The 24,489-nt window shown below is 64.6% G+C and carries 26 protein-coding genes and 1 pseudogene; 15 read left to right on the top strand and 12 right to left on the bottom strand.

The annotated features are described in order from the left end of the window. A pseudogene (locus tag AC630_RS01140) lies at window positions 1–504 on the bottom strand (ABC transporter substrate-binding protein); the annotation flags it as partial. A gap of 171 nt (window positions 505–675) precedes the next feature. Between AC630_RS01140 and AC630_RS01135 the strand changes: the two are divergent. Continuing rightward, window positions 676–2,316 carry a flavin-containing monooxygenase gene (locus AC630_RS01135; protein ID WP_074116667.1) on the top strand — a complete coding sequence of 547 codons (1,641 nt, stop codon included), beginning with the start codon at window positions 676–678 and terminating at the stop codon, window positions 2,314–2,316. An 86-nt stretch (window positions 2,317–2,402) separates the two neighbouring features. Beyond that, window positions 2,403–2,813, top strand: coding sequence for a (R)-mandelonitrile lyase (locus tag AC630_RS01130; RefSeq protein ID WP_074116666.1), 411 nt, complete (start codon window positions 2,403–2,405; stop codon window positions 2,811–2,813). A 63-nt stretch (window positions 2,814–2,876) separates the two neighbouring features. Here AC630_RS01130 and AC630_RS01125 read toward each other — a convergent pair whose 3' ends face one another. Both AC630_RS01125 and AC630_RS01120 read right to left on the bottom strand, forming a co-directional pair. After that, window positions 2,877–3,947 carry a LacI family DNA-binding transcriptional regulator gene (locus AC630_RS01125; RefSeq protein WP_074116665.1) on the bottom strand — a complete coding sequence of 357 codons (1,071 nt, stop codon included), beginning with the start codon at window positions 3,945–3,947 and terminating at the stop codon, window positions 2,877–2,879. Between the two features lie 62 nt (window positions 3,948–4,009). Then, the gene (locus AC630_RS01120) at window positions 4,010–4,192 is read right to left on the bottom strand and encodes a helix-turn-helix domain-containing protein (RefSeq protein ID WP_074116664.1); all 183 of its coding nucleotides are present in this window, start codon (window positions 4,190–4,192) and stop codon (window positions 4,010–4,012) included. Window positions 4,193–4,608: 416 nt separating this feature from the next. Between AC630_RS01120 and AC630_RS01115 the strand changes: the two genes are divergently transcribed. The 3 genes from AC630_RS01115 to AC630_RS01105 all read left to right on the top strand — a co-directional run bounded on the left by AC630_RS01115 (window position 4,609) and on the right by AC630_RS01105 (window position 7,027). Further along, complete coding sequence (locus AC630_RS01115; protein WP_074116663.1) at window positions 4,609–5,826, top strand: OpgC domain-containing protein; 1,218 nt, start codon at window positions 4,609–4,611, stop codon at window positions 5,824–5,826. Between the two features lie 32 nt (window positions 5,827–5,858). Further along, window positions 5,859–6,347 (top strand): DUF2059 domain-containing protein, encoded by a 489-nt coding sequence (locus AC630_RS01110; RefSeq protein WP_074116674.1) that lies wholly within the window; start codon window positions 5,859–5,861, stop codon window positions 6,345–6,347. Window positions 6,348–6,412: 65 nt separating this feature from the next. Next, window positions 6,413–7,027, top strand: coding sequence for an alpha/beta fold hydrolase (locus AC630_RS01105; protein ID WP_074116662.1), 615 nt, complete (start codon window positions 6,413–6,415; stop codon window positions 7,025–7,027). A 54-nt stretch (window positions 7,028–7,081) separates the two neighbouring features. Here the strand turns inward: AC630_RS01105 and AC630_RS01100 are convergent, their stop codons facing one another. Further along, window positions 7,082–8,287: an ABC transporter substrate-binding protein gene (locus tag AC630_RS01100; RefSeq protein WP_074116661.1), complete on the bottom strand. Its 1,206-nt coding sequence runs from the start codon at window positions 8,285–8,287 to the stop codon at window positions 7,082–7,084. 166 nt (window positions 8,288–8,453) lie between these two features. On the opposite strand from AC630_RS01100, the gene AC630_RS01095 reads away from it, so the two are divergent. From AC630_RS01095 to AC630_RS01085, 3 genes are read left to right on the top strand one after another with little or no spacing between them, the layout of a single operon-like run. After that, a complete protein-coding gene (locus tag AC630_RS01095) occupies window positions 8,454–9,221 on the top strand; it encodes a FadR/GntR family transcriptional regulator (RefSeq protein WP_074116660.1) in 768 nt (255 codons plus the stop codon). Window positions 9,222–9,275: 54 nt separating this feature from the next. Then, window positions 9,276–10,889, top strand: coding sequence for an acyl-CoA synthetase (locus AC630_RS01090; protein WP_074116659.1), 1,614 nt, complete (start codon window positions 9,276–9,278; stop codon window positions 10,887–10,889). A 16-nt stretch (window positions 10,890–10,905) separates the two neighbouring features. After that, a complete protein-coding gene (locus tag AC630_RS01085; protein ID WP_074116658.1) occupies window positions 10,906–11,913 on the top strand; it encodes a zinc-dependent alcohol dehydrogenase family protein in 1,008 nt (335 codons plus the stop codon). A gap of 151 nt (window positions 11,914–12,064) precedes the next feature. Here the strand turns inward: AC630_RS01085 and AC630_RS01080 are convergent, their stop codons facing one another. Further along, complete coding sequence (locus AC630_RS01080; RefSeq protein ID WP_074116673.1) at window positions 12,065–13,264, bottom strand: MFS transporter; 1,200 nt, start codon at window positions 13,262–13,264, stop codon at window positions 12,065–12,067. Between the two features lie 161 nt (window positions 13,265–13,425). Between AC630_RS01080 and AC630_RS01075 the strand changes: the two genes are divergently transcribed. The 3 genes from AC630_RS01075 to AC630_RS01065 all read left to right on the top strand — a co-directional run bounded on the left by AC630_RS01075 (window position 13,426) and on the right by AC630_RS01065 (window position 16,379). After that, window positions 13,426–14,229, top strand: a complete 804-nt coding sequence (locus AC630_RS01075; protein ID WP_074116672.1) for an MBL fold metallo-hydrolase — start codon at window positions 13,426–13,428, stop codon at window positions 14,227–14,229. A 159-nt stretch (window positions 14,230–14,388) separates the two neighbouring features. Beyond that, window positions 14,389–15,408 (top strand): alpha/beta fold hydrolase, encoded by a 1,020-nt coding sequence (locus AC630_RS01070; RefSeq protein ID WP_074116671.1) that lies wholly within the window; start codon window positions 14,389–14,391, stop codon window positions 15,406–15,408. A gap of 14 nt (window positions 15,409–15,422) precedes the next feature. Continuing rightward, window positions 15,423–16,379: a fatty acid desaturase gene (locus AC630_RS01065; RefSeq protein ID WP_074116657.1), complete on the top strand. Its 957-nt coding sequence runs from the start codon at window positions 15,423–15,425 to the stop codon at window positions 16,377–16,379. A 74-nt stretch (window positions 16,380–16,453) separates the two neighbouring features. Here AC630_RS01065 and AC630_RS01060 read toward each other — a convergent pair whose 3' ends face one another. Both AC630_RS01060 and AC630_RS01055 read right to left on the bottom strand, forming a co-directional pair. Continuing rightward, window positions 16,454–16,687, bottom strand: a complete 234-nt coding sequence (locus AC630_RS01060) for a hypothetical protein (RefSeq protein ID WP_074116670.1) — start codon at window positions 16,685–16,687, stop codon at window positions 16,454–16,456. 138 nt (window positions 16,688–16,825) lie between these two features. Continuing rightward, entirely contained in the window at window positions 16,826–17,806 is a 981-nt protein-coding gene (locus tag AC630_RS01055) for a helix-turn-helix transcriptional regulator (protein WP_074116656.1), read from the bottom strand. An 89-nt stretch (window positions 17,807–17,895) separates the two neighbouring features. Here AC630_RS01055 and AC630_RS01050 point away from each other — a divergent pair, with 89 nt between their 5' ends. Together AC630_RS01050 and AC630_RS01045 are read left to right on the top strand one after the other, a co-directional pair. Further along, window positions 17,896–18,540: a glutathione S-transferase family protein gene (locus tag AC630_RS01050; protein WP_074116655.1), complete on the top strand. Its 645-nt coding sequence runs from the start codon at window positions 17,896–17,898 to the stop codon at window positions 18,538–18,540. Between the two features lie 16 nt (window positions 18,541–18,556). Beyond that, on the top strand, window positions 18,557–18,991 hold the full coding sequence (locus AC630_RS01045) for a DUF6157 family protein (RefSeq protein WP_074116654.1): 435 nt from the start codon (window positions 18,557–18,559) through the stop codon (window positions 18,989–18,991). Window positions 18,992–18,995: 4 nt separating this feature from the next. Here AC630_RS01045 and AC630_RS01040 read toward each other — a convergent pair whose 3' ends face one another. From AC630_RS01040 to AC630_RS01025, 4 genes are all read right to left on the bottom strand, one after another. After that, on the bottom strand, window positions 18,996–19,781 hold the full coding sequence (locus tag AC630_RS01040; protein WP_074116653.1) for an enoyl-CoA hydratase/isomerase family protein: 786 nt from the start codon (window positions 19,779–19,781) through the stop codon (window positions 18,996–18,998). A gap of 12 nt (window positions 19,782–19,793) precedes the next feature. Continuing rightward, window positions 19,794–20,903: a cyclic nucleotide-gated ion channel gene (locus AC630_RS01035; RefSeq protein ID WP_074116652.1), complete on the bottom strand. Its 1,110-nt coding sequence runs from the start codon at window positions 20,901–20,903 to the stop codon at window positions 19,794–19,796. 103 nt (window positions 20,904–21,006) lie between these two features. Next, the gene (locus tag AC630_RS01030; protein ID WP_074116651.1) at window positions 21,007–21,225 is read right to left on the bottom strand and encodes a hypothetical protein; all 219 of its coding nucleotides are present in this window, start codon (window positions 21,223–21,225) and stop codon (window positions 21,007–21,009) included. A 115-nt stretch (window positions 21,226–21,340) separates the two neighbouring features. Continuing rightward, window positions 21,341–22,786, bottom strand: coding sequence for a TAXI family TRAP transporter solute-binding subunit (locus AC630_RS01025; protein ID WP_074116650.1), 1,446 nt, complete (start codon window positions 22,784–22,786; stop codon window positions 21,341–21,343). A 402-nt stretch (window positions 22,787–23,188) separates the two neighbouring features. Here AC630_RS01025 and AC630_RS01020 point away from each other — a divergent pair, with 402 nt between their 5' ends. Both AC630_RS01020 and AC630_RS45130 read left to right on the top strand, forming a co-directional pair. Beyond that, window positions 23,189–23,536: a DUF3307 domain-containing protein gene (locus tag AC630_RS01020; RefSeq protein ID WP_074116669.1), complete on the top strand. Its 348-nt coding sequence runs from the start codon at window positions 23,189–23,191 to the stop codon at window positions 23,534–23,536. A gap of 235 nt (window positions 23,537–23,771) precedes the next feature. Beyond that, complete coding sequence (locus AC630_RS45130; RefSeq protein ID WP_074116649.1) at window positions 23,772–24,170, top strand: hypothetical protein; 399 nt, start codon at window positions 23,772–23,774, stop codon at window positions 24,168–24,170. Here the strand turns inward: AC630_RS45130 and AC630_RS01010 are convergent. Beyond that, window positions 24,167–24,472: a YkgJ family cysteine cluster protein gene (locus tag AC630_RS01010; protein WP_074116648.1), complete on the bottom strand. Its 306-nt coding sequence runs from the start codon at window positions 24,470–24,472 to the stop codon at window positions 24,167–24,169. The genes AC630_RS45130 and AC630_RS01010 overlap by 4 nt on opposite strands. Window positions 24,473–24,489: the final 17 nt, after the last annotated feature.

Genomic DNA, 24,489 nt, shown 5'->3' with positions numbered 1-24,489 from the left:
TATTTGGCGTAGATGCGCCCCTCGCTCTGGTAGTTCGGCTGCCATCCCATCGTCCACGGGAAGTTCTTGGGATCGCCGAAGCGCGTTGCGCCGGAAGCGATGAAGAGGTGAGGGACCTTCTTGGAGTTGAGATATTTCTGGATCGCGACATTGGGCGCGGTGCCGAGCGGCTGGAACACCAAAAGCACCTCGTCGCCCTCGACGAGTTTGCGCGCCTGTTCGACCGATTTCGGCGGCGAGAAGCCGTCGTCATAGGAGATGAAGTTGATCTTGCGCCCGTTGATGCCGCCCTGGTCGTTGATCATGTTGAAATAGCCCGCCTCGGTCTTGCCGATCGCGCCATAGGCGGAGGCCGGGCCGCTATAGGGCATGATGTTGCCGATCTTGATCTCGGTGTCCGAGACCCCCCGGGCCGTAGTTCTTCTGCGCGAGCGCCGGCGACAGCGCGCCGATCGTCGCGGCGGCGGCCACGCTCAACACGCGAAGAAAAAAACCGTTCAACATCCCTCATCCGCTCCCTGCTGTCCGCCTTGAGGCGTCCGCCCGGCCCGCACGCGGGGGCGGGGCGTTGACGCCCGGCGAAGATTATCGTAAGCGCTTCCGGTCTGGAAACGTTTCCAGAATAGCGTGTGTTCGAGCGCATGGCAATATTCCTGCGGCCCGGAGAGATGTGACATGACGAAGCTGGAGCAGGCGACGGCGGCCGATCGGCGGCACGGCGCAAGGCCATCAGTCGTGGCCGAATACGATGCGGTGGTGGTTGGCGCCGGCTTCGGCGGGGTCTATGCGATCCATCGCCTGCGCCAGCTCGGCCTGAACGTGATCGGCCTCGAGGCGGGCGCTGATGTCGGAGGCACCTGGTACTGGAACCGTTATCCGGGCGCGCGCTGCGACGTTCCGAGCCTGTTCTATTCCTACACCTGGTCGCCGGAGTTGCGGCAGGAATGGCGCTGGACCGAGAAGTATGCCGCACAGCCGGAGATCCTGCGCTATGCGCAGCATGTCGCCGACCGGTTCGACCTGCGCTCCTTGATCCGGTTCGAAACGCGCGTGACCAGCGCCGAATGGGACGAGGCGAGCCAGCGCTGGACCGTGCGCACCGACCGCGGGGATCGCATCACGGCGGCTTACTGCGTGATGGCGACCGGCAATCTCTCGGTCCCCAACAAGCCTGATCTGCCGGGCCTCGACCGCTTCCGCGGAGCGATCTATCACACCGGCCAGTGGCCGCATGACGAGGTCAGCTTTTCGAAGCTGCGGGTCGCGGTCATCGGCACCGGCTCTTCCGGCGTGCAGGCGATCCCGCTGATCGCGAAAGCGGCGAGCCGGCTGACCGTCTTCCAGCGCACGCCGAACTACTCGGTTCCCGCGCGCAATGCGCCGCTCTCGGATGCCGATGTCGCGGCGGCCGAGCCGGTGATCGCAAAATATCGCGAGAGCCTGGAGACGCCGGAATTCGGACGGGTGCCGTCGAACGCGTTCGAGGCGCCGGTGCCGGAAAAACAGGTACAATGGGCGCGCTATCAGCAGCTCTGGGATCAGGGTGGCGGCGGCATCTTGACGGCATTCCCGAACATCCTGACCAGCGAAGCGGTCAACGACGTCGCCTGCGAGTTCGTGCGCGACAAGATCCGCGGCATCGTCAAGGACAAGGCGACCGCGGATGCGCTGTCGCCGAAGGATTATCCGCTCGGCGTCAAGCGGATCTGCATCGATACCGACTATTTCGCGACCTACAATCTGCCGCATGTCGAGCTCGTCGATCTCCGCGAGGAGCCGCTCAAGACGGTGACGGAGACCGGCGTGGAGACCGCAACGCGCTCATTCGCGCTCGATGCGCTGGTGCTGGCGACCGGGTATGACGCAATGACCGGCGCGCTCGCCGCGATGGATATTCGCGGCGGCGATGGTACGAGCCTCAAGGACGCCTGGGCGGATGGGCCGAGCACCTATCTCGGCCTGATGGTGTCGGGCTTCCCGAATCTGTTCGTCGTGACCGGTCCCGGCAGCCCGTCCGTGATCGGCAACGTGATCCACGCCTGCGAGAACCATGTCGAGTGGATTACGGCATGCCTCGATACCATGCGCACGAAGGGGCTGACGCGCATAGAGCCCGAACGCGATGCCGAGCGTTCCTGGATGGCGCATGTCGCCGACGCGGCAAGCCGTACGCTCTATCCCAAGGCCAACTCCTGGTACCAGGGCGCCAACATCGCCGGCAAGCCGCGGGTCTTCATGCCTTATGTCGGCCAGGGCTACCGGCACCGCATCGCACAGATCGCGCAGCGCGATTACGAAGGGTTTGTGATGCGGTGAGCCCTGCGGGCGGGCCGTCCGTTATCGACCGCGGCGGTTCGCTGAATACTGGAACCGTTTCCAGTTCAACTACGAGAGGAACACAGATGGAGATCAAGCGTTCGGGATCGATCGCGAGCCGGCGCGGCAGCGCCGACTGGTTCAGCGGCACGGTATGGGCCGACGCGATCGTCAACGCGCCGGCGCCGGCCCGCGTGCAGGCCGCGCGGGTCACTTTCGAGCCCGGCGCACGCACCGCATGGCACACGCATCCGCTGGGGCAGACGCTCTATGTCACCGCAGGCGCGGGCTACGTCCAGAGCTGGGATGGTCCGATCCGCGTGATCCGCCCCGGCGACGTGGTCTGGATTCCGCCGGGCGAGAAGCACTGGCATGGCGCGGCACCCAAGACCGGGATGAGCCATATCGCGATCCATGAGGCGCTCGACGGCGACTACGCGACCTGGATGGAGCACCTCTCCGACGCGCAATATGCCGCGGCGCCTCAGGCGGATTGATGCGGGCTACCTCAGCTCGTCATCCCCGGCCATGACGGATTCAGGGGCGGGAGGCAATAGACCCTATTTCCTGCCTCGGATCGCAACCGGCGGCGCGGCGCAGGAATGGCGCAGGATGAAGCGCGTCGGCAGATAGATCGGCTCGCCCGGCTTCGCCTTGTCGCCGTCGCGGATCTGCTCCAGCAACAGCCGCGCCGCCGTGCGGCCGACCTCGTTCATGTCCCAGCTCAGCGCCGAGATCGCGGGTGTCGCATGGCGCGCGAGATCGGTGTCGCCGCTGCAGGCGATCGAGATGTCCTGCGGATAGTGCAGGCCATTGCTCGTGATTGCCTCCAGCACCTCGGCGAGCATGCTGGTTCCGAGCGAGATGATCGCGGTTGGCGGTTTTGCCAATTGCAGCAATTGGCATACCGAGCTGAACGCCGGGTTCGTGCCCTGCATGTGCGGGCGGATCAGGCCCGGGTCGACTTCGATCTTTGCCTCGAGATGCGCCTGCCGGTAGCCGGCGAGCCGCTCCGAGCTCGGCAGCACGGCTGCGCTTCCCGTCAGAAGCGCGATGCGGCGATGGCCGAGGCCGATCAGATAGCGCGTCACCTCCAGCGCGCCGCCGCGATGATCGACGCGAACCGAGGCGCTATCGGGCACGTCGCGATCAACGGCGACGCAGGGCAGGTCGAGCGTCGCCAGGCCCTTCATGAAATCCTTATGCGTGTTGTCGCCGGCGAACAGCAGCAATCCGTCCATCTGCCGCCGGCGCACCGCTGACAGAAACGTGGCTTCGCGCGCCTCCTCATGCTTGGTGGCGGCCAGCATCAGCAGGAAGCCGGCGCGCTGGAACTCCTCCTCCGCGGCGCTGACCATGCCGGTGTAGTGCGGGTTGGAGAAATCGGCCACCATGCAGCCGATTGTGTTCGAGGCGCGTGAGCGCAGCGCCTGCGCGGCCGAGTCTGGCTCGAAGCCGAGACGTTTGACCGCGCGCATGATGCGGGCGTGCAGTTCCGCGCTGGTATAGACGCCGCCATTGAGCGTGCGGCTGACGCTGCTGACAGACACGCCGGCCTCGGCTGCGACGTCACGAATCGTCGGTCGTGTCCGTCGCGTCCTGGTCATCGGTGGTCGGGCCCTGTCGCTCATGGTGCAGCCTCGTCCGGGACCGCAGGCGAGGGGGGCCTTGGCGGCGGACGACGTGTTGGAACCTAATCAGGCTCTGCCGTGAATCTCAATGATTCTTGCTGCCGCGGCGAATGCCTGGTGTCGCGCCAGATCACCCGGCGCAGCGTCGAGGGCTCGGCATAGCCGACCTCGCGCGCGATCTGCTCGACCGAAAGCTGCGTGGTCTCCAGCAGGGATCGTGCGGTCTCGATCCTGCGAGCCAGCATCGCGATCGCCTCCGAGAGCGGCGCGTTGCCGCTTCAGCAAAGGGCCGAGGCGATGCTGACCGGGATGCTCGCCCAAGGCGATGAGCTCACCCGACACTTGTCCCTCATTGGCGTGCGATCGTACCGTCGTGCAGATTTTTTGCCCGACGGGTCAATTTAGTTTTGCAGGCAAAGCAAGGACTTAGGAGGTCGCCTCTACTTTGCATGGGGTTGTTTTCGACATTTTTGAAGGGCCGCCTCCAGGCGGCCGCAGAGGTAGCGCCGCCCGTTGTGATGACTAACTCCCTTGCGCAGGCCTCAAGGTCGGCTACCGTTGATGCCCAGCCTTCGGGCCAGGTGACCTTTTGATCCAGTTTTCTTAGCATCCGATTCTTCGGCGCCGCCGTGGCGCGACGCCCACCGGAAGAGGCGGGGCCATGAGCATACGAGACCAGCAAGCTCTGTTGTCTCCGGTCGAGCGCGATTTGCGGCTCGATCTCTTCCGCGGCATCGGCCTGTGGATGATCTTCCTCGATCACATCCCGCACGACGTCGTGGCCTGGCTGACGCTCCGCAATTACGGCTTCAGCGACGCGGCCGAGTTCTTCGTCTTCATCTCCGGTTATCTGGTCGGCTGGATCTACGGGCCGATCGTCGCCGGCGGCTGGTTTCTCGCCGCGGTCAAGCGGCTGTGGCGGCGCGCGATTGAGATGTATGTCGCCCACATCATGCTGTTCCTGCTGTTCACGGCGCAGATCGCCCGCACCGTGCGCCGATTCGACAATCCGATGTACGAGCACGAGTTCAACGTGTTCAATTTCCTGTCGCATCCGGATGAGCTGATCGGGCAGGCGATTCTGCTGAAATACAAGCCGGTCAATCTCGACGTGCTGCCGCTCTACATCATGCTGGTGTTCGCCTCGCCCTTCATGGTGTGGTGCCTGGTGCGCCGGCCGAACCTGACGCTTGTGGCGTCCGCGGTGCTGTATGTGCTGTCGCGCTGGTTCGACTGGAACCTCGCTTCCTATCCGCCCGGCACGACCTGGTACTTCAATCCGTTCTGCTGGCAGCTGATGTTCGTGTTCGCGGCCTGGTGCGGCATCGGCGAGATCGACAAGGTCGCCAAATGGGTATGGTCGAAAGCGGCGATGGGGCTGGCCGCGGCCTGGCTCATCTTCGCCTTCCTGATCGTGATGACCTGGCACATCCACGCGCTCGAAGTCTTGATCCCGAAATGGATGATCAAGCTGATCTACCCGATCGACAAGACCGACCTCGACATGCTGCGCTTCACGCATTTCCTAGCGCTGGCGGTCTGGGTGACCCATTTCGTCCCGCGCAGATGGAGGGCGCTGCACGCGACCTGGCTGCGTCCCGTGATCCTCTGCGGCCAGCATTCGTTGCCGATCTTCTGCCTCGGGGTGTTCCTGTCGTTCTCGGCGCACTGGATCCTGACCCAGTACACCAAGGGCGTCTGGGAGCAGCTCGCCGTTTCCTTCACCGGCATCGTCATCATGATCGGCGCGGCCTGGCTGCTCGATCGTGCCGACCGGGTGCCGAACCTGTTCGTGAAGGTCACGGAGGTCGAGGAGCCCGGCACCGCACTGCAAATCGCGCCGGCCGCGACCTCGGCCGCGGCGCCCGCGGGTCATTGAGCATGGCCAGCCTGCATCTCGTGGAGGGGTCGATGTCCAGACGCTTGTTGACGATCGCCGGCGCCCTGCTGCTCCTGGTCTGCGGTGCCTCCGCGCAGGCGCCATCGCCGGAGGCGATGAGCGCGGCGCGCCAGCTCGTCACGACCTTGAAGATCGCAGACCAGTATCACGCGCAGTTGCCCCAGCTCATGCTCAAGCTCCGGCCGGTCGTTGCCCAGGATCGGCCTGAGATCGAACGCGACTACGATGCGTTGACGGCGCCCGGCTCCGAGATCTACGCCCCGTTCCTGGCGTCGATGATGGACAAGATCGCCGCCCTCTATGCCACGAGCTTCACGCTCGACGAGCTGCGCCAGATCGAGACGTTCTATTCCCAGCCGGCCGGTCAGAAGTTTCTGGAGAAGTCGGATGCGCTGGCGCAAGCGAGCGCGCAGATCGGCCAGGACGTCAGCCAGAAGGCCGCCGACGAATTGAAGCTGCGCCTCATCGATGCGCTGCGCCAGAAGGGGCACAAGCTCTGAACGGCCCGACCGGGCCCATGTTTTCGTTGCCTCCGGCGTAATTGAGGCGCGATGCCTCCTTCCGCATGCTGGCGCGCAGTCCTGAAGGCGACGATCTCGCTGTCGTCATGGCCTCGCTCGCGCTGAGCGATGTCACAATCGTCGCGCACTCCTTCGCAAGCGGCGAGATCGTGCGGTACCTGACACGCCATGGCCGCGACCGCATCGCGGGCGTCATCATGCTGGGCGCGGCAGCCATTCCGTATCTGCTCAAGACACCGGACAACCCTGGCGGCATTCCTGCCGCGATGATGCAAGCGAGCCGGGCGCAGCTCACCGCGGATTTCTCCGGCTGGGCCGAGCGCAACGCCGCGCCTTACTTTGCCGGCCAGGGATCGCGCTGCATCATCGATGCGACGCTCGCCATGATGAATGCGGCATCATACCAGGCCATGCCCGCGCTGGCCGAGATCCAGGGCGTCACGGATTTTCGGACTGAACTGGCGGTCATCGATGTTCCGATGCTCTTCATTCACGGCGACCGGGACGCCTCGATCCCGCTGGAGATGACCTCAAGGCCGGCGAGCGATCTCGTGAAGGGCGCCGGGCTCTTGATTTACGAGGGCGCCCCGCACGGTCTCTATGTCACGCACAAGGACCGGCTCAATCGCGACATCGCCGAGTTCGCGCGCAGGCTCTAGTGGAGGGCCGGACCTGCAACGCGCGAGGCGATGCAGGTCCGTCGTCGCGGAGCGTTACTTCACCAGCGGGCAGCCGCCGTCCTTCAGCGGACGGAAGGCCTGGTCGCCGGGGACCTCGGCGAGCAGCTTGTAATAGTCCCACGGGGCCTTGGATTCTTCGGGCTTCTTCACCTGGAACAGGAACATGCTGTGCACCATGCGGCCGTCCTCGCGCAGCACGCCGTTGTCGGTGAAGGCATCCTTCACCGGCAGCTCGCGCATCTTCGCCATCACCGTCTTGGTGTCCTTGGTGCCGGCGGCCTGCACGGCCTTCAGGTAATGCAGCGTGGCGCTGTAGGTCGCGGCCTGGTTCATCGTCGGCATGCGCTTGACGCGTTCCATGAAGCGCTTGCCGAAGGCACGGGTCTTGTCGTTGAGGTCCCAGTAATAGGCCTCGGTAACGATCAGGCCCTGCGCCAGCTTGAGGCCCAGGCTGTGCACGTCGGAGATGAACATCACGATCGCAGCGAGGTTCTGGCCGCCGGCAACGATGCCGAACTCGCCGGCCTGCTTGATCGCGTTGATGGTGTCGCCGCCACCGTTGGCAAGCCCGATGATCTTGGCCTTGGAGGCCTGGGCCTGCAGCAGGAAGGACGAGAAGTCCGCCGTGTTGAGCGGGTGCTTGACGCTGCCGAGAACCTTGCCGCCCGCCGCCTTCACGACGTCGCCGGTGTCGCGCTCGATCGAATGGCCGAACACGTAGTCGGCGGTGAGGAAGAACCAGGTGTCGCCGCCGTTCTTGACGATGGCGCTGCCGACTGTGTGGGCGTTGGAATAGGTGTCGTAGGTCCAGTGTGCGGTGTAGGGCGAGCAGGACTTTCCGGTGATGTCGGAGCTTGCCGCATCCGTCACGATCATGATCTTCTCGTACTGCTTCGACAGCTCCATCACCGCGAGCGCGGTAGCCGAGGTCGGCAGGTCGATGATCATGTCGACGCCTTCGGTCTCCCACCATTTGCGGGCGATGGTCGAGGCGATGTCGGGCTTGTTGAGCACGTCGGCCGCGACCATGTCGATCGGCTTGCCGAACATCTGCCCGCCAAAATCCTCGATCGCCATCTTGGTGGCCTCGACATTCCCCTGGCCGCCGATGTCGGAATAGACGGAGGAGAAGTCGGAGAGCACGCCGATCTTGAGCGGCGCCTGCTGGGCGGAGGCGGGGTTGATCAGGGCAGCCGACAGCAAGCTGGCCGCAGACACGAGTGCTGCGATTGGTCTCATGGGTAACGTTTCCTCTTGTGCGGGACTATGCTGTCCCTTTGTCCGACAAAGTTAGAGCCAGGTTCCGCCGGAGTCAATTTGCTGTAACTGCGCCATACCTGGTGCAGTTTGACGCGCCTTTGGGCCGGCCCTATGGTTTGTCCGACAATCGCCATTGGGTGCTATCTTGCCGATCTCACCGCTCTTCCGTCCGATCGATGTCGCGCCGGCCTATCAGAAGGTCGCCGACGCCATCGAGCGCGAGATCGTCAACGGCCGCATCAAGCCGGGCGATCCCATCGGCACCGAGCACGACCTCGTGCGCCAGTTCGGTGTCAACCGCTCGACCATCCGCGAGGGCATTCGTGTGCTGGAGGAGGGCGGGCTGATCAGCCGCGATTCCTCGCGCCGCCTGCACGCCTGCCTGCCGCGCTACAGCAAGCTGACGAGCCGCCTCAGCCGCGCGCTGGTGCTGCACGAGGTCACCTTTCGCGAGCTCTACGAGGCCTCGATGACCCTGGAGGTCGCGAGCATCGAAGGCGCGGTTGAGCAGGCCTCGGAGGAGAATCTCGCCGAGCTCACCGATAATCTCGCGCGCAGCGAGGCCGTGGTCGGCGATCCCGCGATGCTTGCCGAATGCGATGCTGAGTTCCACGTGCTGGTCGCCAAGGCCTCGCAGAATCGCGTGCTGCAGCTGGCGCGCGAGCCGGCGGCGCAGCTGTTCTATCCGACCACCGAGATGATCGTGACCGGCGTGGCCGAAGGCGGCCCGCGCCTCGTTGCCGCGCATCGCCATCTCATCGACGCGATCCGCCGCCGCGACCGCGAGGCAGGTGTGCTGTGGACGCGCCGGCATTTGCAGGACTGGCGGCGCGGTTTTGAGAAGATCGCCTCGCTCGATCGGTCCGTCGAGCACATGTACATGGAGCATGCTCAGGCGGCCCGGCGCAGATAACGCAAGATTTCAAACAATAAACCTAGCAAATAAAGACATCACACGGAGGTACACATGACCGGCGACATCGCAGCCACCATCTCGAAAGCGCGCGAGCATTCCATCGGCGATCTTCTGCGCCGCTCGGCAGGCCGCGAGCCGAACAAGCTTGCGGTGAGCTGCGGCAATGTGAGCTGGACCTTTGCCGAGATGGACGCGATCTGCAACCGGCTCGGCCGCGGCCTGCTCGGCCTCGGCGTGAAGAAGGGCGATCGTCTGGCCGTGCTCTCGCGCAATTCGCACGCCTTCGCCGCGCTGCGCTTCGCGGTGGCCCGGATCGGCGCGGTGCTGGTACCGATCAACTTCATGCTCAATCCGGACGAGATCAATTTCATCCTGAATAGCTCCGGTGCAAAGGTGCTCGCGACCGGACCGGATTTCGTCGAACCCGCGCGCGCGGCTAGCGCCAAGGATTGCGCGGTCGAGAAGATGATCTGGCTGCCGGGCGAGGATCCGGCGTCGGCGCCTGCGGGCCTCACCACTTTCGACGATCTCCTGCATGCCGACGGCTCGTTCCTGGAGACGTCCGTCGACAGCCGCGATCTCGCGCAGATCGTCTACACCAGCGGCACGGAGTCCCTGCCCAAGGGCGCGATGCTGACCCATGAAGCGGTGATGTGGCAGTATGTCAGCTGCATCATCGACGGCGGCATGAGCGTGGATGACAAGTTCCTGCACGCGCTGCCGCTCTATCACTGCGCCCAGCTCGACGTATTCCTGGGGCCGCAAATCTATCTCGGCGCCTCCGGTGTCATCACGGGCAAGCCGACGGCCGACAACATCCTGGCCCTGATCCAGGCGCACAAGATCACGTCATTCTTTGCGCCGCCGACGATCTGGATCGCGATGCTGCGCTCGCCGCATTTCGACAAGACCGACCTGTCCACCTTGCAGAAGGGCTATTACGGCGCCTCGATCATGCCGGTGGAGGTATTGCTCGAGTTGCAGCGTCGCCTGCCCAACGTCAGGTTCTGGAATTTCTACGGCCAGACCGAGATCGCGCCGCTCGCGACCGTGCTGCGGCCCGAGGACCAGCTCCGCAAGGCCGGCTCGGCCGGCAAGCCTGTGCTCAATGTCGAGACACGCGTGGTCAACACCTCGATGGAGGACGTCAAGGTCGGTGAGGTCGGCGAGATCGTGCACCGCTCGCCGCATCTGCTCTCCGGCTACTACAATGATCCCGAGAAGACCGCGGCGGCATTCTCCGGCGGGTGGTTTCACTCCGGCGATCTCGCCACTGTCGATTCCGAGGGCCACATCACCGTGGTCGATCGCGTCAAGGACATGATCAAGACCGGCGGCGAGAATGTCGCAAGCCGTGAGGTCGAGGAGATGGTCTATCGCATCCCCGCAGTCTCTGAGGTCGCCGTCGTCGGCCTGCCCGATCCTCGCTGGATCGAGGCGGTCACCGCGATCGTCGTGGTCAAGACCGGCGAGAAGCTGGATGAGGAGACCGTCGTCAAGCATTGCGCCGGGCAGATGGCGCATTTCAAGGTGCCCAAGCGCGTGATCTTCGTCGACAGCCTGCCGAAGAACCCGAGCGGCAAGCTGCTCAAGCGCGAGCTGCGCCAGCGTTTCGTCGGCGGCGAGACGCTCGACAAGGCGATCCAGAAGAACTTTGGCACCTAAGACGGAGCGAGAGGCCATGAAGGCCTGGCAGGTCGCGCGAGACTGGTCGATCGAGGGGATGGAGCTGGCCGATCTGCCGGAGCCCGCGCCTGGCCCGGGTCAGGTCACGGTGCGAATGCGGGCGGCTTCGCTGAACTATCGCGATCTGCTCACAGTGCAGGGCAAGGGTGGCGTCTCCAGACTGCCGCTGATCCCGTTCTCGGACGGGGCGGGCGAGGTGATCGCCGTCGGCGACGGCGTTACCCGCGTCGCGGTCGGCGATCGCGTCTGTCCGATGTTCTTCCAGTCCTGGATCGACGGGAAGGTGTCGGCGACCAGCCGCCGCTACGCGCTTGGCGGCACGCGGCCGGGCGTGTTGCAGGAAGTGATGCTGCTCGATGCAGAGGGCGTCAGCCGCATCCCATCGCATCTGTCCTTCCAGGAGGCGGCGACGCTGCCTTGCGCCGGACTCACCGCGTGGCGCGCGCTGTTCGAGGAGGCCAGGGTTCAGCCCGGCGACACCGTGTTGGTGCAGGGCACCGGCGGCGTGTCGATCTTCGCGCTGCAATTCGCCAAGCTCGCCGGCGCGAGCGTGATCGTGACGTCGTCGAGCGACGAGAAGCTCGAACGCGCCAGGGCGCTCGGCGCCGATCACACCATCAATTACCGCGCGGTGCCGGAATGGGGCAAGGCCGCAGCGGATTGGACCGGCGGGGGCGTCGATCACGTCGTCGAGGTCGGCGGCAAGGATACGTTCGCGCAATCGCTGGAGGCGGCGCGCGTCGGCGGCACGATTCTGGTGATCGGCGTGCTCACGGGCTTCTCGCAGCAGATCGCGATTCCGAGCCTGTTTTCCAAGAATTTGCACGTCATCGGCCTGTCCGTCGGTAGCCGACGGATGTTCGAGGGCATGGCCGCCGCGATCGGCCGCAACGGGATGAAGCCGGTGATCGACCGCGTGTTCGCCTTCGACGCCGTGCCAGATGCGCTGCGGCTGATGCAGCAAGGCGGACACTTCGGCAAGATCGTGGTGGAGTTTCCGTAGAGAGGTGCTCGGGGGTAGTTGGTACGCACCACTCGTCCCACAATCGTCATTGCGAGCGCAGCGAAGCAATCCAGAATCTCTCCGCGCGGGCAGCCTGGATTGCTTCGTCGCTTCGCTCCTCGCAATAACGGCGTTGGCGTGGGTGGCGACCTCAATACTTCTTCACATGCGCCCCAAAGGCCAGCCACAGCGCCATTGACGCGAGCCCGAAGCCGCCAAGCAGCAAGAAGGTCGGGCCGTAGCCGATCCATTGTGCGATCCAGCCGCCGAGCGCGGGGCTGAGGCTTGCGCCAACGCCTTGCACGGTGATGACAGCGCCCTGGCCAAGATTGATGCGGCCGGTGCCGTTGAGCGAGCGCGCGACCATGCCGGGGACCGCGACCGTCTGCAGTCCGGTGCCGATGCCATCGAGCACCTGCATCGGCACGACGCCCCACCACCCCGTGACGAAGAAGGCGAGCCCGCCGCGGATGGGCAGGAACAGGAAGGACGCCATGATCACCGGCCAGTAGTTGCGCTTGCCGGCGACGTGCATGGCGATCAGGGAGGTCGCGACCATCACGCCCTGAGCGATCACCACGGTAGTGGCGACGAAGCTCGGCCCGTTGGCCTGGCCCTCGGCCACCGCCGCAAGTCCGTAGAGCGGAACGATCGCGGCGTTGCCGAGATGGAACAGGGCGAGTGCCAGCGCCAGCACCAAAAGCGGCTTGTGCTTGAGGAGGACGGTCATGCCGTCCGGCGGAGCCTTGCTGTCGTCCTCCCTGCCGCCGCGCGCGGCGCGGTCGTCGATTGCCTTCGCGGGAATCATCAAGACACAGGCGATCGCGATGGCGCCGAACGCGGCCGCAAGCACAAATACGGCGACATAGCCGAACTTGTAGCCGAGATAACCCGACAGTGCCGCGCCGACCATATTGCCGGCGTGGTTGAAGGCCTGGTTGCGCCCGTTCAGCGCGTTAAAACCCTTCTGCTTGGCGATGCCGAGCGTGATGCCGGTTACCGCCGGCACGATCGCCGCGCTCGCCAGCGATTGCGCGACTTGCGAGAACGTCACCGCCCAGAAGTTTTGCGAGATCAGGATGATCGTGGATGCCGCGACCACGCAGATGCCGGGGATGACGACCCACAGCCGCTTGTTGCGACTGGCGTCGATGAAGCCGCCGATCGGCGTCGTGACCAGCATGCCTGCGATATTGCCGATGGTCATGGCGGTCCCGATCAATCCGCTGGCCCAGCCGCGCTCCTGGAGGAACACGCCAACGAATGGCCCGATGCCCGACTGCATGTCGGCCATGAAGAAGTTGACTGCGTACAGGGGCCAGAGACGGGATGAGGAAGGGCGCGATGTCATCGAGACGCTGAACGTGATGCTGCCGATCGGATATCGTCTCGTGCAAGCGGGGACGGACCAGAATGTAACCTGCACCAACCGCCTTTGTTCCGATGGCACTTGCGATCGCAGGACTGCGGTGTCATTTCAGCTCTGTGACGTTCTTACTCCGGAAAATGGCCATGCCTATCTGGACCTGCGAAACCTGCGGCGCGCAATTCCCGGACAGCGGAAGCCCGCCCGCATCGTGTCCCGTCTGCGAGGACGAACGGCAGTTCGTGAACTGGAAGGGCCAGACGTTCCTGGCACCGGAAACGCTCGCCGAACGTCACCGCGTGGTCTGGCGCGACGATCTCGGCATGACCGGCGTCGCGCTCGAGCCGGCCTTTGCCATCGGCCAGCGCGCGCTGCTGGTCCCCGATGGCAAGGGATACGTGATGTGGGATTGCATTCCGCTGGCGACGCCGGAGGCGATCGCCCATGTGCGCTCGCTCGGCGGACTAAAGGCGATCGCAATCTCGCATCCGCATTACTATGGGGCGCTCGCCGGCTGGAGCGAGGCGTTCGGCGGCGTTCCGGTGTATCTGCATGCCGACGACCGCCAATGGGTCACGCGGCCGCATCCATCGATCGTGCACTGGACCGGCGATCATCATCGCCTCTCCGACGATGTGCTGCTGCTGCGTACCGGCGGCCATTTCGCGGGCGCAACCATGCTGCACGATGCGCGCGGCGCGGACGGCAAGGGCGCGCTGCTCATCGGCGATATCGCACAGGTGACGATGGATCGCCGCTTCGTCAGCTTCATGTACTCCTATCCGAACTACATGCCGCTCAATGCCGCCGCGGTGCGGCGGATCGCGGCGGCCGTCGAGCCGCTCGTTTTCGATCGCATCTATGGCGCCTGGTGGGGCCGCAACATCGCCGCGGGCGCCAAGGCCGCGTTTGCGGCGTCGGTGGAGCGATACATCGCGGCCATCTCTTGAGCCGCGCGAGGCGCAGAATCCTCGTTGTCTTTCCCAAATAACTGTACTATACGTACAGTTATTGGACGCGGCGCAACGATGCGTTTGCTTAGTCCGGCACGATCGATGCATCGTCGATTCAGCGGCGCGTTCTGCGGCCGCGTCAGCGGGAGTTGGTCCATGACGACGCAGCGCGACTACGAGATTTTTGAGGCGGGCGATGTCACGCTTCAGTCCGGCACCGTCTTCCCGTCGCTGAAGCTCGCCTACAAGACCTACGGCACGCTGAGCCCGGCCAGGGACAACGTTATTCTTTATCCGACCTCGTTCAGCGCGCAGCACTTCGACACCGAGTGGCTGATCGGGCCCGATGGCGTGCTCGACTCCACACGCTACTTCATCATCATTCCAAATCTGTTCGGCAATGGCCTGTCGTCCTCGCCGTCGAATTCCGGCCACGCGCCGTTCCCGCAGCTCACCTATCACGACGCCATCGCGGTCCAGCACCGGCTGCTCACCGAGCGCTTCGGCATCTCAAAACTCGCGCTTGTCTATGGCTGGTCGATGGGCGGCATGCAGGCCTATCACTGGGCGGCGCTGCATCCCGACATGGTCGAGCGTGCCGCAATCGTCTGCGGCAGCGCGCGCTGCGCGCCCTACAACCATGTCTTTCTCGAAAGCGTGAGGGCCGCCCTGACCACCGATCCCGCCTTCCGCGAAGGCCGCTTCGTCGAGAAGCCCGCCGCCGGCTATCGCGCCATGGGGCGCGTCTACGCCGGATGGGCGATGTCGCACGGCTTCTATCGCGACGAGCTCTGGCGCCAGGCGGGCTTCACCTCGCTGGAGGACTATCTCGTCCGTGCATGGGACGCGACGTTTGCGCGGCGCGACGCCAACGATCTCCTGGCTCAGATTGGCATCTGGCAGAACGGCGACATCAGCCGGTGCGCCGCATTTGGCGGCGATCTCGATCGCGCGCTGACCGCGATCAAGGCGCATGTGCTGCTGATGCCGGGTGCAACCGATCGCTATTTCGACGTTCGCGACAACGAGGAGGAGCTCGGTCGGCTCGTCAACGCAAGGTCGGCCGTGCTGCATCCGATCCCGTCGCTGCATGGCCATCGCGCCGGCAACCCCGTCAACAATCCGCGTGACCGGGCTTTCCTCAAGGCCGAGATCGCAGAGCTTCTCGGCAAGTAAGACAGGTCCCGATCATGAGCGACGCAACCGTTTCAGAGCCTGGCCATCGCCTGAAGCCGCTGACACCGGCCATGCTGCGCGAATTGTCGGTTCGCTCCGATCTCAAGGGCGCCGCGCGCAGCATAGGCCACTACGCCGTGATCGTGCTGGTCGGCGCGCTGATCTGGATGGTGGCTTCGCGCTTCGGCGTCCTCTGGGCGTTGCCGCTGATGGCGGCGCAGGGCTATTTCGTCGCTTTCCTGTTCATGGCGGTGCATGAGACCGCACACAAGACCGCGTTCAGTAGCCGCAGCCTCAATCTCACGGTCGGCTATCTCTCGGCCTTCATCATCGGATTGCCTTACGAATATTACTGCCTGTTTCACTGGGACCATCACCGTTACACCCAGGATCCGGACAAGGACCCCGAGCTGATCGTCGGCGCGAAGCCGACATCCGACACGCAGCTCGCGGTCGCCTATAGCGGCCTGCTCCAGGTCGCCGGCCGTCTCTGGCTGATGCTCGGCCATGCCGTCACCGGCAAGGTCATCGTGCCCTGGATCCCCGAGAACAAGCGCGCCACCATCGTGACCGAAGCGCGCGTCTATGTCGCGCTCTATGCGCTGCTGCTCGCGCTGTCGCTGTGGTTCTCCTCGGTGCTGCTGCTCGAGGTCTGGATTGTCCCGCTTGTTATCGGGCAGTTCTTTCTGAGGCCCTATCTCTATGCCGAGCACACCGGCTGCGACAGGACCCGCAGCGCGTTTCAGAACACCCGCACCACGTACACCGGTGCGATCGTCAAATGGTTCGCGTGGAACATGCCCTATCACGTCGAGCACCATGCCTATCCCTCGATCCCGTTTCACGCGTTGCCGAAGCTGAACGCGATCGTCGACGGCGAGATCGTCTATCGCGGCCGCGGCTACGTCGCGACGACGCGCGAGACCTTTGCCTGGTTTCGCCGGCATCGGCAAAGCGACCAGGCGAACTAGAGATCAGCGCGCAAAGCCCCGATCGCGACGCGACCGGGGCTTTGTCATGGACGATTTGTCTTGGACGCGAGAAATCAGTAGATCCCGTAGGCGCAGACATTCACGACGCGGACACGCAGGCCGTGGCGGGTCTGGACGACGCGTTCCTGGTAGCAGTTGTTGATGCCGGTGTTGACGTAGATGCCGCCAAAGCCCCAGCCGGGACCCCAGTGATGGTGGAAGCCGTGAGCCGAAGCTGCGGTGGGCGCGAGAGCGGCAGCACCGAGCGAGCCGGCAGCGATCAGACCAAGTGCAAATTTACGAAACATCTTCATTCTCCAGTGTGGCGCAAAGGCCGTTGTTGTGTCCCTGCATCTCGGTCGGGTCGAAACGCGGATGCGTTCACACGGCGGGCGGAGAATCGTGTTTCAGGATTGTTTCGTCGGCTGCGGCGAGGTGCGTCGCCATCATGCTTTCCGCGCCGCGCGATAGCGCGTGGCCATCGCCTGCGTCATCTCCGCCATCTTCTCGCGGAGATCGGCGGGCTCCAGTACCTCGGCCTCGGGGCCGAGCCGCAACAATTCGGCGGCGGCGTGCCATGAGGTCTTGCCGGTCGGCACCCTGGCGATGCGCCAGCCGTCCGCGTCGGCAGTCTCTTCAAGCTGCGTGCGCGCCCTGACGTAAGGCTGGCTCAGCGCGTCGAGCAGCTTGACGCCGAACGGCGACAGCCGGACAATCGCGACATTGGGATGCATCTCGGCCTCGAGACGCAGCGTCGCGGCCTGCCAATAGGCGGCGAGATCGAAATCGGCGGGACGATCGAAGCGATCGTCGAGCGCCGTGCAGTCGAGCACGCGCGCGACGCGATAGGTGCGCACGCTGCCGTCGACCTGACCCGCGAGATACCAGCTGCCGCCTTTCAGCACGAGGCCGAGCGGCGCGACGCGGCGCTGCTTCTCAGCGCGCCAGCTCTGGTAGCGGATCTTGATCAGCGTCCCGCGCAAAGCCGCGCCGGCAATGGCGCGCAGATGTTTCGGCTCTTCCGCCTCGCCGAACCAGCCCGGCGCGTCCAGGTGAAAGCGCTCCTGCATCCGGCCGGCGTCTTCGCGCAAGTTCGCTGGCAGCGCCGCCATCAGCTTGTTCTGCGCGGCGATCATCGCGGCATCTAGTCCGAGCGCCGCGGCCGGACCCGGCAACCCGGCGAGGAACAGCGCTTCCGCCTCGCCCTGCGACAAGCCGTTCAAGCGGACGCGATAGCCGTCAAGCAGTCGATAGCCGCCCTCCGCGCCGCGATCCGCGTAAACAGGGACGCCGGACGCCGCGAGCGCGTCGATGTCGCGATAGATGGTGCGCACCGAGACCTCGCAGGCCTCCGCGAGCTCAGGCGCGGTGACCTGCCCCCTGGCCTGGAGGGTGGTGAGGATCGACAGCATCCGGCTCGCGCGCATGATGCCTTAAACCATACCTGACACTGGATGTCAGGTATGGTCCGCTACAACATGCGCCATCGCCAACCGGCTTAAGGGGGAGCCCTGCAATGACCGATCCGAACCGCATCACGCTGTATTATTCGCCGCAAAGCCGCGCCACCGGCACGCGGGTGCTGCTCGAGGAGCTTGGTGCCCCCTACGATCTCCAAATCCTCAACATGAAGGCCGGCGAGCAGCGCCAGCCGGCTTATCTCGCCATCAATCCGCTCGGCAAGGTGCCGGCGATCCGCCACGGCGAGGCGCTGGTGACCGAGCAGGTCGCGATCACGATCTATCTCGCCGACCTGTATCCGCAGGCAGGGCTGACGCCCGCGCTGAACGATCCGCTGCGCGGTCCCTATCTGCGCTGGATCGCCTATTACGGTTCATCCTTCGAGCCGGCGCTGATTGACAAGTTCATGCAGCGCGACCCGGCGCCGATTACGCAATCGCCCTATGCCGATTATGATACCATGCTCGGCGCTCTCGAGGCGCAATTGTCGAAGGGGCCGTATCTGCTCCGCGGGCGGATGACTGCCGCGGATGTCTTGTGGGGTATCGCGCTGAGCTGGACGATGATGTTCGGCATCGTGCCGAAGAAGGACGTCTTCGTCCGCTATTCCGAGCGCATGACCTCGCGGCCCGCGTTCCAGCGCATCAATGCGGCGGATGATGAAATGGCGGCGCAGCATGCTGCGGCTGCGGGAGAATGAAGAGGCCGGATCTCATATGAACAAGCCGATCCATACGACCAACTGTTTCGACACGTTCATCCGCGTTGCCGAAGACTGTCCGGCACGCTCCGGCGCGGAGCCGCCGCCGCGCGCAGGACAGCCGACGGTGGCCGGCTTGCAATATGCGATGATCATGAAGGCACCCTACAAGTACACGTCCGACGACGTGATCTTCGCGACCTCTGCGCCGGGTCGCGAACTCGATGCCAAGGCGACCAAGGCGGAGAAGAGCGCCGCTCGCGCAGCGTTCTTCTCGCGTGGGCAGGCCTGCATGCGTGCCTCAAGCCTCGGTAAGCGCTTCGGCTGGGGCGTGCATGCGGACAGCGAAGGCCGCATCGCGATCTACGCCGTCGACAGCAAGCGCTATCAAGCGCTGTCGAGCGATCCAAAGCTCACGCAGGTACGCGCGATGCGGTCGAAACGGGGGTAATCCCTCAAAATCGCGGCGGGCGTTTCTCCGCAAACGCCTTGATGCCTTCCTTGATCTCGTCGCCGCGCATGCTGTCGCGATGGCGCTGGTCGGCGGCTTCCTGGTCGAGTTCGCCGCGAGCGAATTCGTTGATCGCGCGCTTCATGCCGCGCATCGCCTGCGGCGCGTTGCCGGCGAGGATAGCCGCGAGCTTGTCAACTTCCTCGTCCAGAAATTCCACCGCCACCATCGCGGTGAGATAGCCGATCCGCAGCATCTCCGGCGCGCTGATCTTCTGCGCCGTGAGGAACAGCTTCTTCGCATTGTCGACGCCGAGCCGTGTCACGTAGCGTTTGATGCCGCTTCTGTAGTAGTGCAGCCCGAGCCGCGCCGCCGGCATGAACATCTCGGCGGTGTCGACGCCGATGCGGAAATCGCACGCGAGTGCGAGATCGGTCGCGCCGCCATAGACGCCGCCGTTGAGCCGGCAGATCGTCGGCACGCCCAAATCCTCCAACCGGTTGACGACCACCTCGAACGCCGAGCCCGCGCTCTGCTGCTCCTTGGCACTCACCGCACGCTCGGCGACCGAGTTGAGGTCGTAGCCGGCGGAGAAGGCGCGCCCTGTGCCGGTCAGCACCAGTACGCGGATGGCCGAATCGGCCTCGACCCGGTTGAACAGTCTTATCAGTTCTCCGAGGTCCTCTGCCTGGAGCCGATTGAGATGTTGGGGCCGGTTGAGGCGGATGGTGGCGCGTGCGCCGGTGATTTCGAGCACGGGGCCAGAGGCCGCGTCGGCGGTATCCGACATTCTTGTCTCCATTTACTTGTTTTCGAGCGCGCGGCGCTTCGCCTCGGCGTCGATGGTCTCGGCGAGATCGGGATGCCGTGCCATCAGCACGCGGAAGTCGACGAGGTCCAGCACCAGGAGCCGCGACACTTTCGTGGTCGAGACATTGGCGCCGCGGATGTTGTTGCCGAGCAGCGCCATCTCACCGAAGAAGGCGCCTTCGCCGAGCTGCACCTTCTTGCCGGGCAGGTCAACCTCGACCGCGCCGGCGGCGATGAAATACATGCAGTCGCCCTGCGCACCCTTCCGGATGATCATGGTGCGCGCCGGCAACTCCATGGTGCGCAGCATGTGGGTGACGTCGGCGATCGCTGCAGGTCCGAGCGCCGCGAAGAACGGCACCTTGCTGACGGATTCCCAGGTCTTGAGGAAATTGTCGCGCCGGGTCTCCGCGGCAAAGCCGGTGGCCAGGATACCGGTCCACAGCCCGAACACTCCGAGGCCGGAGATCATCACCATGGCCGCGACGATGCGTCCGAGCGGCGTCACCGGCACGACGTCGCCATAGCCTGTCGTCGTCAGGGTCACCACAGCCCACCACAGCGCGGCCGGCACGCTGCCGAAGGTCTGCGGCTGCACGTCCCGCTCCAGGAAATACTCCGCGACGGAGGCGAGGAAGACCACCATCAGGAAGATCACGAGCACGCTGGCCAGCGGCCCCGATTCCAGCACCAGCACGCGACGGAGCTGCCGCAGGCCGGGAATGCCCGGCACGACCTTCAGGACCCAGAGCACGCTGAGCAGCCACGCCGTCTTCGGCTCGACGCCGAGAACAAGCGCAACCGGCACGGCCAGTGCGCCGAGGGCGTCGACCAGTCCGGCGGAAGAGGACATGTAGAGCGAGAGACGCTCCTGCCGCGCCATGTGGCGCAGCCGGACCACCCATTCGAACACGAAATAGGCGAGGCACGCCCATAGCAGGGCATCGACCCAGCGATTCGCCGTCGCATAGGCCGGATTGACCGTCAGCAGCATCATGCTGAGCACGCCGACGCTCACGGCCAGGTAGGCCGCCTTGGTCATGTTGCGGCCGGCCGTGGCAGCCACGAACTGGGCCAGAGCGGGGATCAGCGGCTTGGACATGCGCGCCAAAGTGCCTGCCCGGGCAGGGGCCGTCAACGACGGGCGCTGGCAGTCTGCAACATCGTCGAACGGGGGAGGCTCGGCGCGGCGGCGGACTGCGCCGTTACTTGAAATGTGGTGGCTCGTCGTAGCCGCGGCGGCTGCTGAAAAACAGCAGCATCATGAGACCGATGCCGACGAGGGCGGAGAAACCCGCTCCCAGAGCCAGGGCCACATAGCCTTCCGTCGGGATCGGCTCGCCTTCGACCGTCATTGCGGCATAGGCGAAGTAGCCAGCCGCCGCCAGCATTCCCATGAGGACGATGATGAGGAGTGTACGCATGGCGCGTTCTCCGGTCGTAACCGGGGACCAACGGCTGTGCGGTGGGCCGGTTCCTTGGTTCCGGCCGCGGATTCACCATGAAAGGGCGCGGCAGGCTTGCCCAGAGAGAAGCCGGTCAGGCGCTCTGGGCGGTCTTCACCACGACGACATTGCTGTCGTCGGGCTGGGGCGGGGGGGCGTCGGGGGCGGCCTTTTCGGCCTCGGCGGCATGGCGCTTGAGGTAGTCGCGGCGCATGCCGATCTCGTCGCGCACGAACTCGTAGCCGAGCTTGAAGGTGTCGAGACCGTCGGTGCTGATCGTGCCGTCTCGCAAGCCTATGATCGCGCCACGCAGGATGCCCTCCAGCTCATCCTGGAGACATTCGAGCTGATCCAGCGAATGGGCGTGCTCGATGCGCTCGCCGATATCGAGGATGGCGGTGGAGAGCTCGCTGGCCTTCTCCGGCGCGATTCGGGTGATCTTGGCGTAGATCGCGGCGAAGATCGAGCCGATGATGCTGAGCGCGGCGGCGCCCAGATACATCATGTCGCTGTACTTATCCAGGAACGACTTGGTGTCGTCGTTGATGTAATCGGCCGCCCCCTGATGCGCCATCACGAAGGCGTCCTTCTCGACGGAGGCCGGCTCGATCCTGGTGGCAAAGCCGTTGTCGAGCGCGAGCGCGGATTTGTTCTCGTAGACGGTGCGCGCCAGCTCGCCTGCCGTGGTCGCCGACATCCTGGATTGCGCAACGAGCAGCCATTGGAGCCCGATCGTGTCGAGGTCGTCGTCCGGGATTTCAGGCGCCGACGACAGTGTGCCCGCGGTCAGCGTCTCGTCGGAAATGCCGGGGAATTTGCGCGCCAGCGCTCCGGCCTCGTCGATCGCGTTCAGCGTGAAGCCGCCGCGCTTGGCGGCCTGCTGATAGGCCTTGTCCCGCACCGCCTTCGAGGCGTGGACGATCGCGATCACTGCGCCAAAGCCGCTCGCCGGCGCAAACAGCTTGTCGAGCGTTGCGCCCTGCGGCGCCATCTGGATCTTGGCAGCGTCCGGTCCGTCGGCGATGTCGAGGATGCGACGGACGAAGGCGAGCGACGATTCGTTCTCGGCGACGACGGCGACCTTCTTCTTCTTCAGTTCGGCCAGCGACTTGATCTTCTTGTTGCCGGGGCCGAGGACCAGCACGAGATCGTGCTCGAGGATTGCAAGCGTGCGCGCCCGCAACGGGACCTTGGCGTCCGTGCGCAGCACGGCGAGGTCGGCCTGCCTGCGGTCGAACTGGCCGAGCGCCTTGGCGTTGTCGGGGTTGTTGACGATCTTGATCCGGAAGCGCGAGGCGTTGTTCTTCAGGACCGCAGCGAGCTTGGCCGCGAACAGCGCCTCGTCGCTGTTGGGGGCGCCGACGGCGAAGGTCAGCGTCTCCGAATTGTGCCATATGGCACGGCCGCCCCAGACGGTGGCCAGCGACAACAGCAGGGTCAGCACGACATAGAGAAAGACCTGCTGCTGATTGGTCTTGATGACCTTGGGGCGCCGCGGCGGTGGCTCGATCGGCGATGAGGTCGGGCCTTCAGTACTCATGGCAGCACTCTGGCCTTATTCGCGGGCGGCAGGCGGCTCGCGGATGTGTTCGCGGCGGGCGCCCTGCAATTGCTAAACGTCTGAAAAAAGAACGATATTCTCTACCGTCAATGTTAGCGTGCCGAGACCGGGAAGCAAATTTCGAGCCGAAGGTAACCTTACTCAACCCAGCCGCGGCGATTGGTCATCCTATCACCAGTTAGCCACAGTTGGCGATTTTCCGGTTCCCCCCGGCTGGATTCCGTTGCGGGAGATGTCATAAATCACGCGTCCCGGCGATCTGACCGGTCCAGGAAGAAGTTGCGCTGGAGCTCAAATTCTTCTTGTCACCTCAATGAGGCGTCAGCTTTGTCGTTTCCACCCATGTCATCGGCGGTTCCGGTTGAAGCGCTCATTGGCTGGATGGTGCTGCTCACTTTCAAGCACATCATCGCCGATTTCGTCCTGCAAACCGCCTGGATGGCGCACGGCAAGGACCAGAAGAAAGGCTGGGCGTTGCCGCTTCTGGTGCATTGCCTGATCCACCTTGCAGTCGCGCTGCCCCTGATCCTGATCGTCGCGCCGAGATTCTGGTTCGTGGCGCTGATCGATTTCGTGATCCACATCACGATCGACCGGGCCAAGGGATTCGTCTCGGCCAATCTGGGCGTCAACCAGGAGCACCCCTGGTTCTGGACCCTGATCGGCGTCGACCAGGCCCTCCACCACCTGACCGGCTTTGGTCTTTCCATCTTCATGGCGGCGAATTGACTACTTGCACCGTCGTTCCGGGGCTCGCGAAGCGAGAACCCCATTGGGAAATTTCGCAATGGGGAACCTCGAGATTCCGGGTTCGGTCCTGCGGACCGCCCCGGAATGACGGCAATCAGCAAGTCCCGCGCCTTCGCGGCCAGAGCGCAAGGACCCCGGGTGACTACCGGGAAGTGTGGTTAACCTTTCATTAGAGGATTGCGCTGCATCTTCCCCAACACGAGGGAGAACTGCAATGTTTTCAAGCCGCGACGCTTTTGAAAGCGATTTCTGCCCGGTCCGCGACGAACTCCTTGGCGAGATGTATCGCGCCAATGAAAGCGGTCTGCCGAGGCTGGTTGAGAGTGTTTCCCCTGACGTCCGCGCCAGGCTGGCGCTGTTCTGCTATCGCCGCAGCCATCTGCACTCGCTGGCGGTCGCGATCGCAGGCAGCTGCAGCGAGCGCGACCTGATCGAGAACGGCGGCCGTGTCGGCTCGACGCTCTACGCGTTGTCGCGCGCAAGCTCGGCCAAATCGTCGCCGTCGCTGTCGGGCGGCCGCAAGCCGATCACGCTGTCGACCAAGCCGCTCTCGGTGCTTGCACCGCTCGACGACGAGATCGACGACGAGATCAGCGAAGCCGTTCCGGCTTAAGTCAGCTCGATCATCGGCAGACCGAACTTCCGCCGCGCCATCGCGCATTCAGCGTCGCCCGGCATGCAGGTGCGGCACACGTCCGGCCGCACCGCATAGATGCCGCAGGCCGTCGCCTTGCCGATCTCGCCCTGCAAGGCCGAGCAGCGATCGCCTTCGCAGCGCATGCCGGATTGCCGTGCGTTGACGAGCTTCTCTGGAATAGCTGCAAGCTCCTCGTCGCTCTCGATCGAGAAGCGCGGCCAGTTCTCCGAATAGCCGCAGCACGCGCCGCAACTCTGGCAATAGCTCGACAGATCGATGGGGGGAGGTCTCTTCC

Origin of the sequence: Bradyrhizobium sp. AS23.2 (genome assembly GCF_001908185.1) — a bacterium.
GTDB lineage: Bacteria > Pseudomonadota > Alphaproteobacteria > Rhizobiales > Xanthobacteraceae > Bradyrhizobium.
This window is presented reverse-complemented; position numbering and strand designations above follow the sequence as displayed.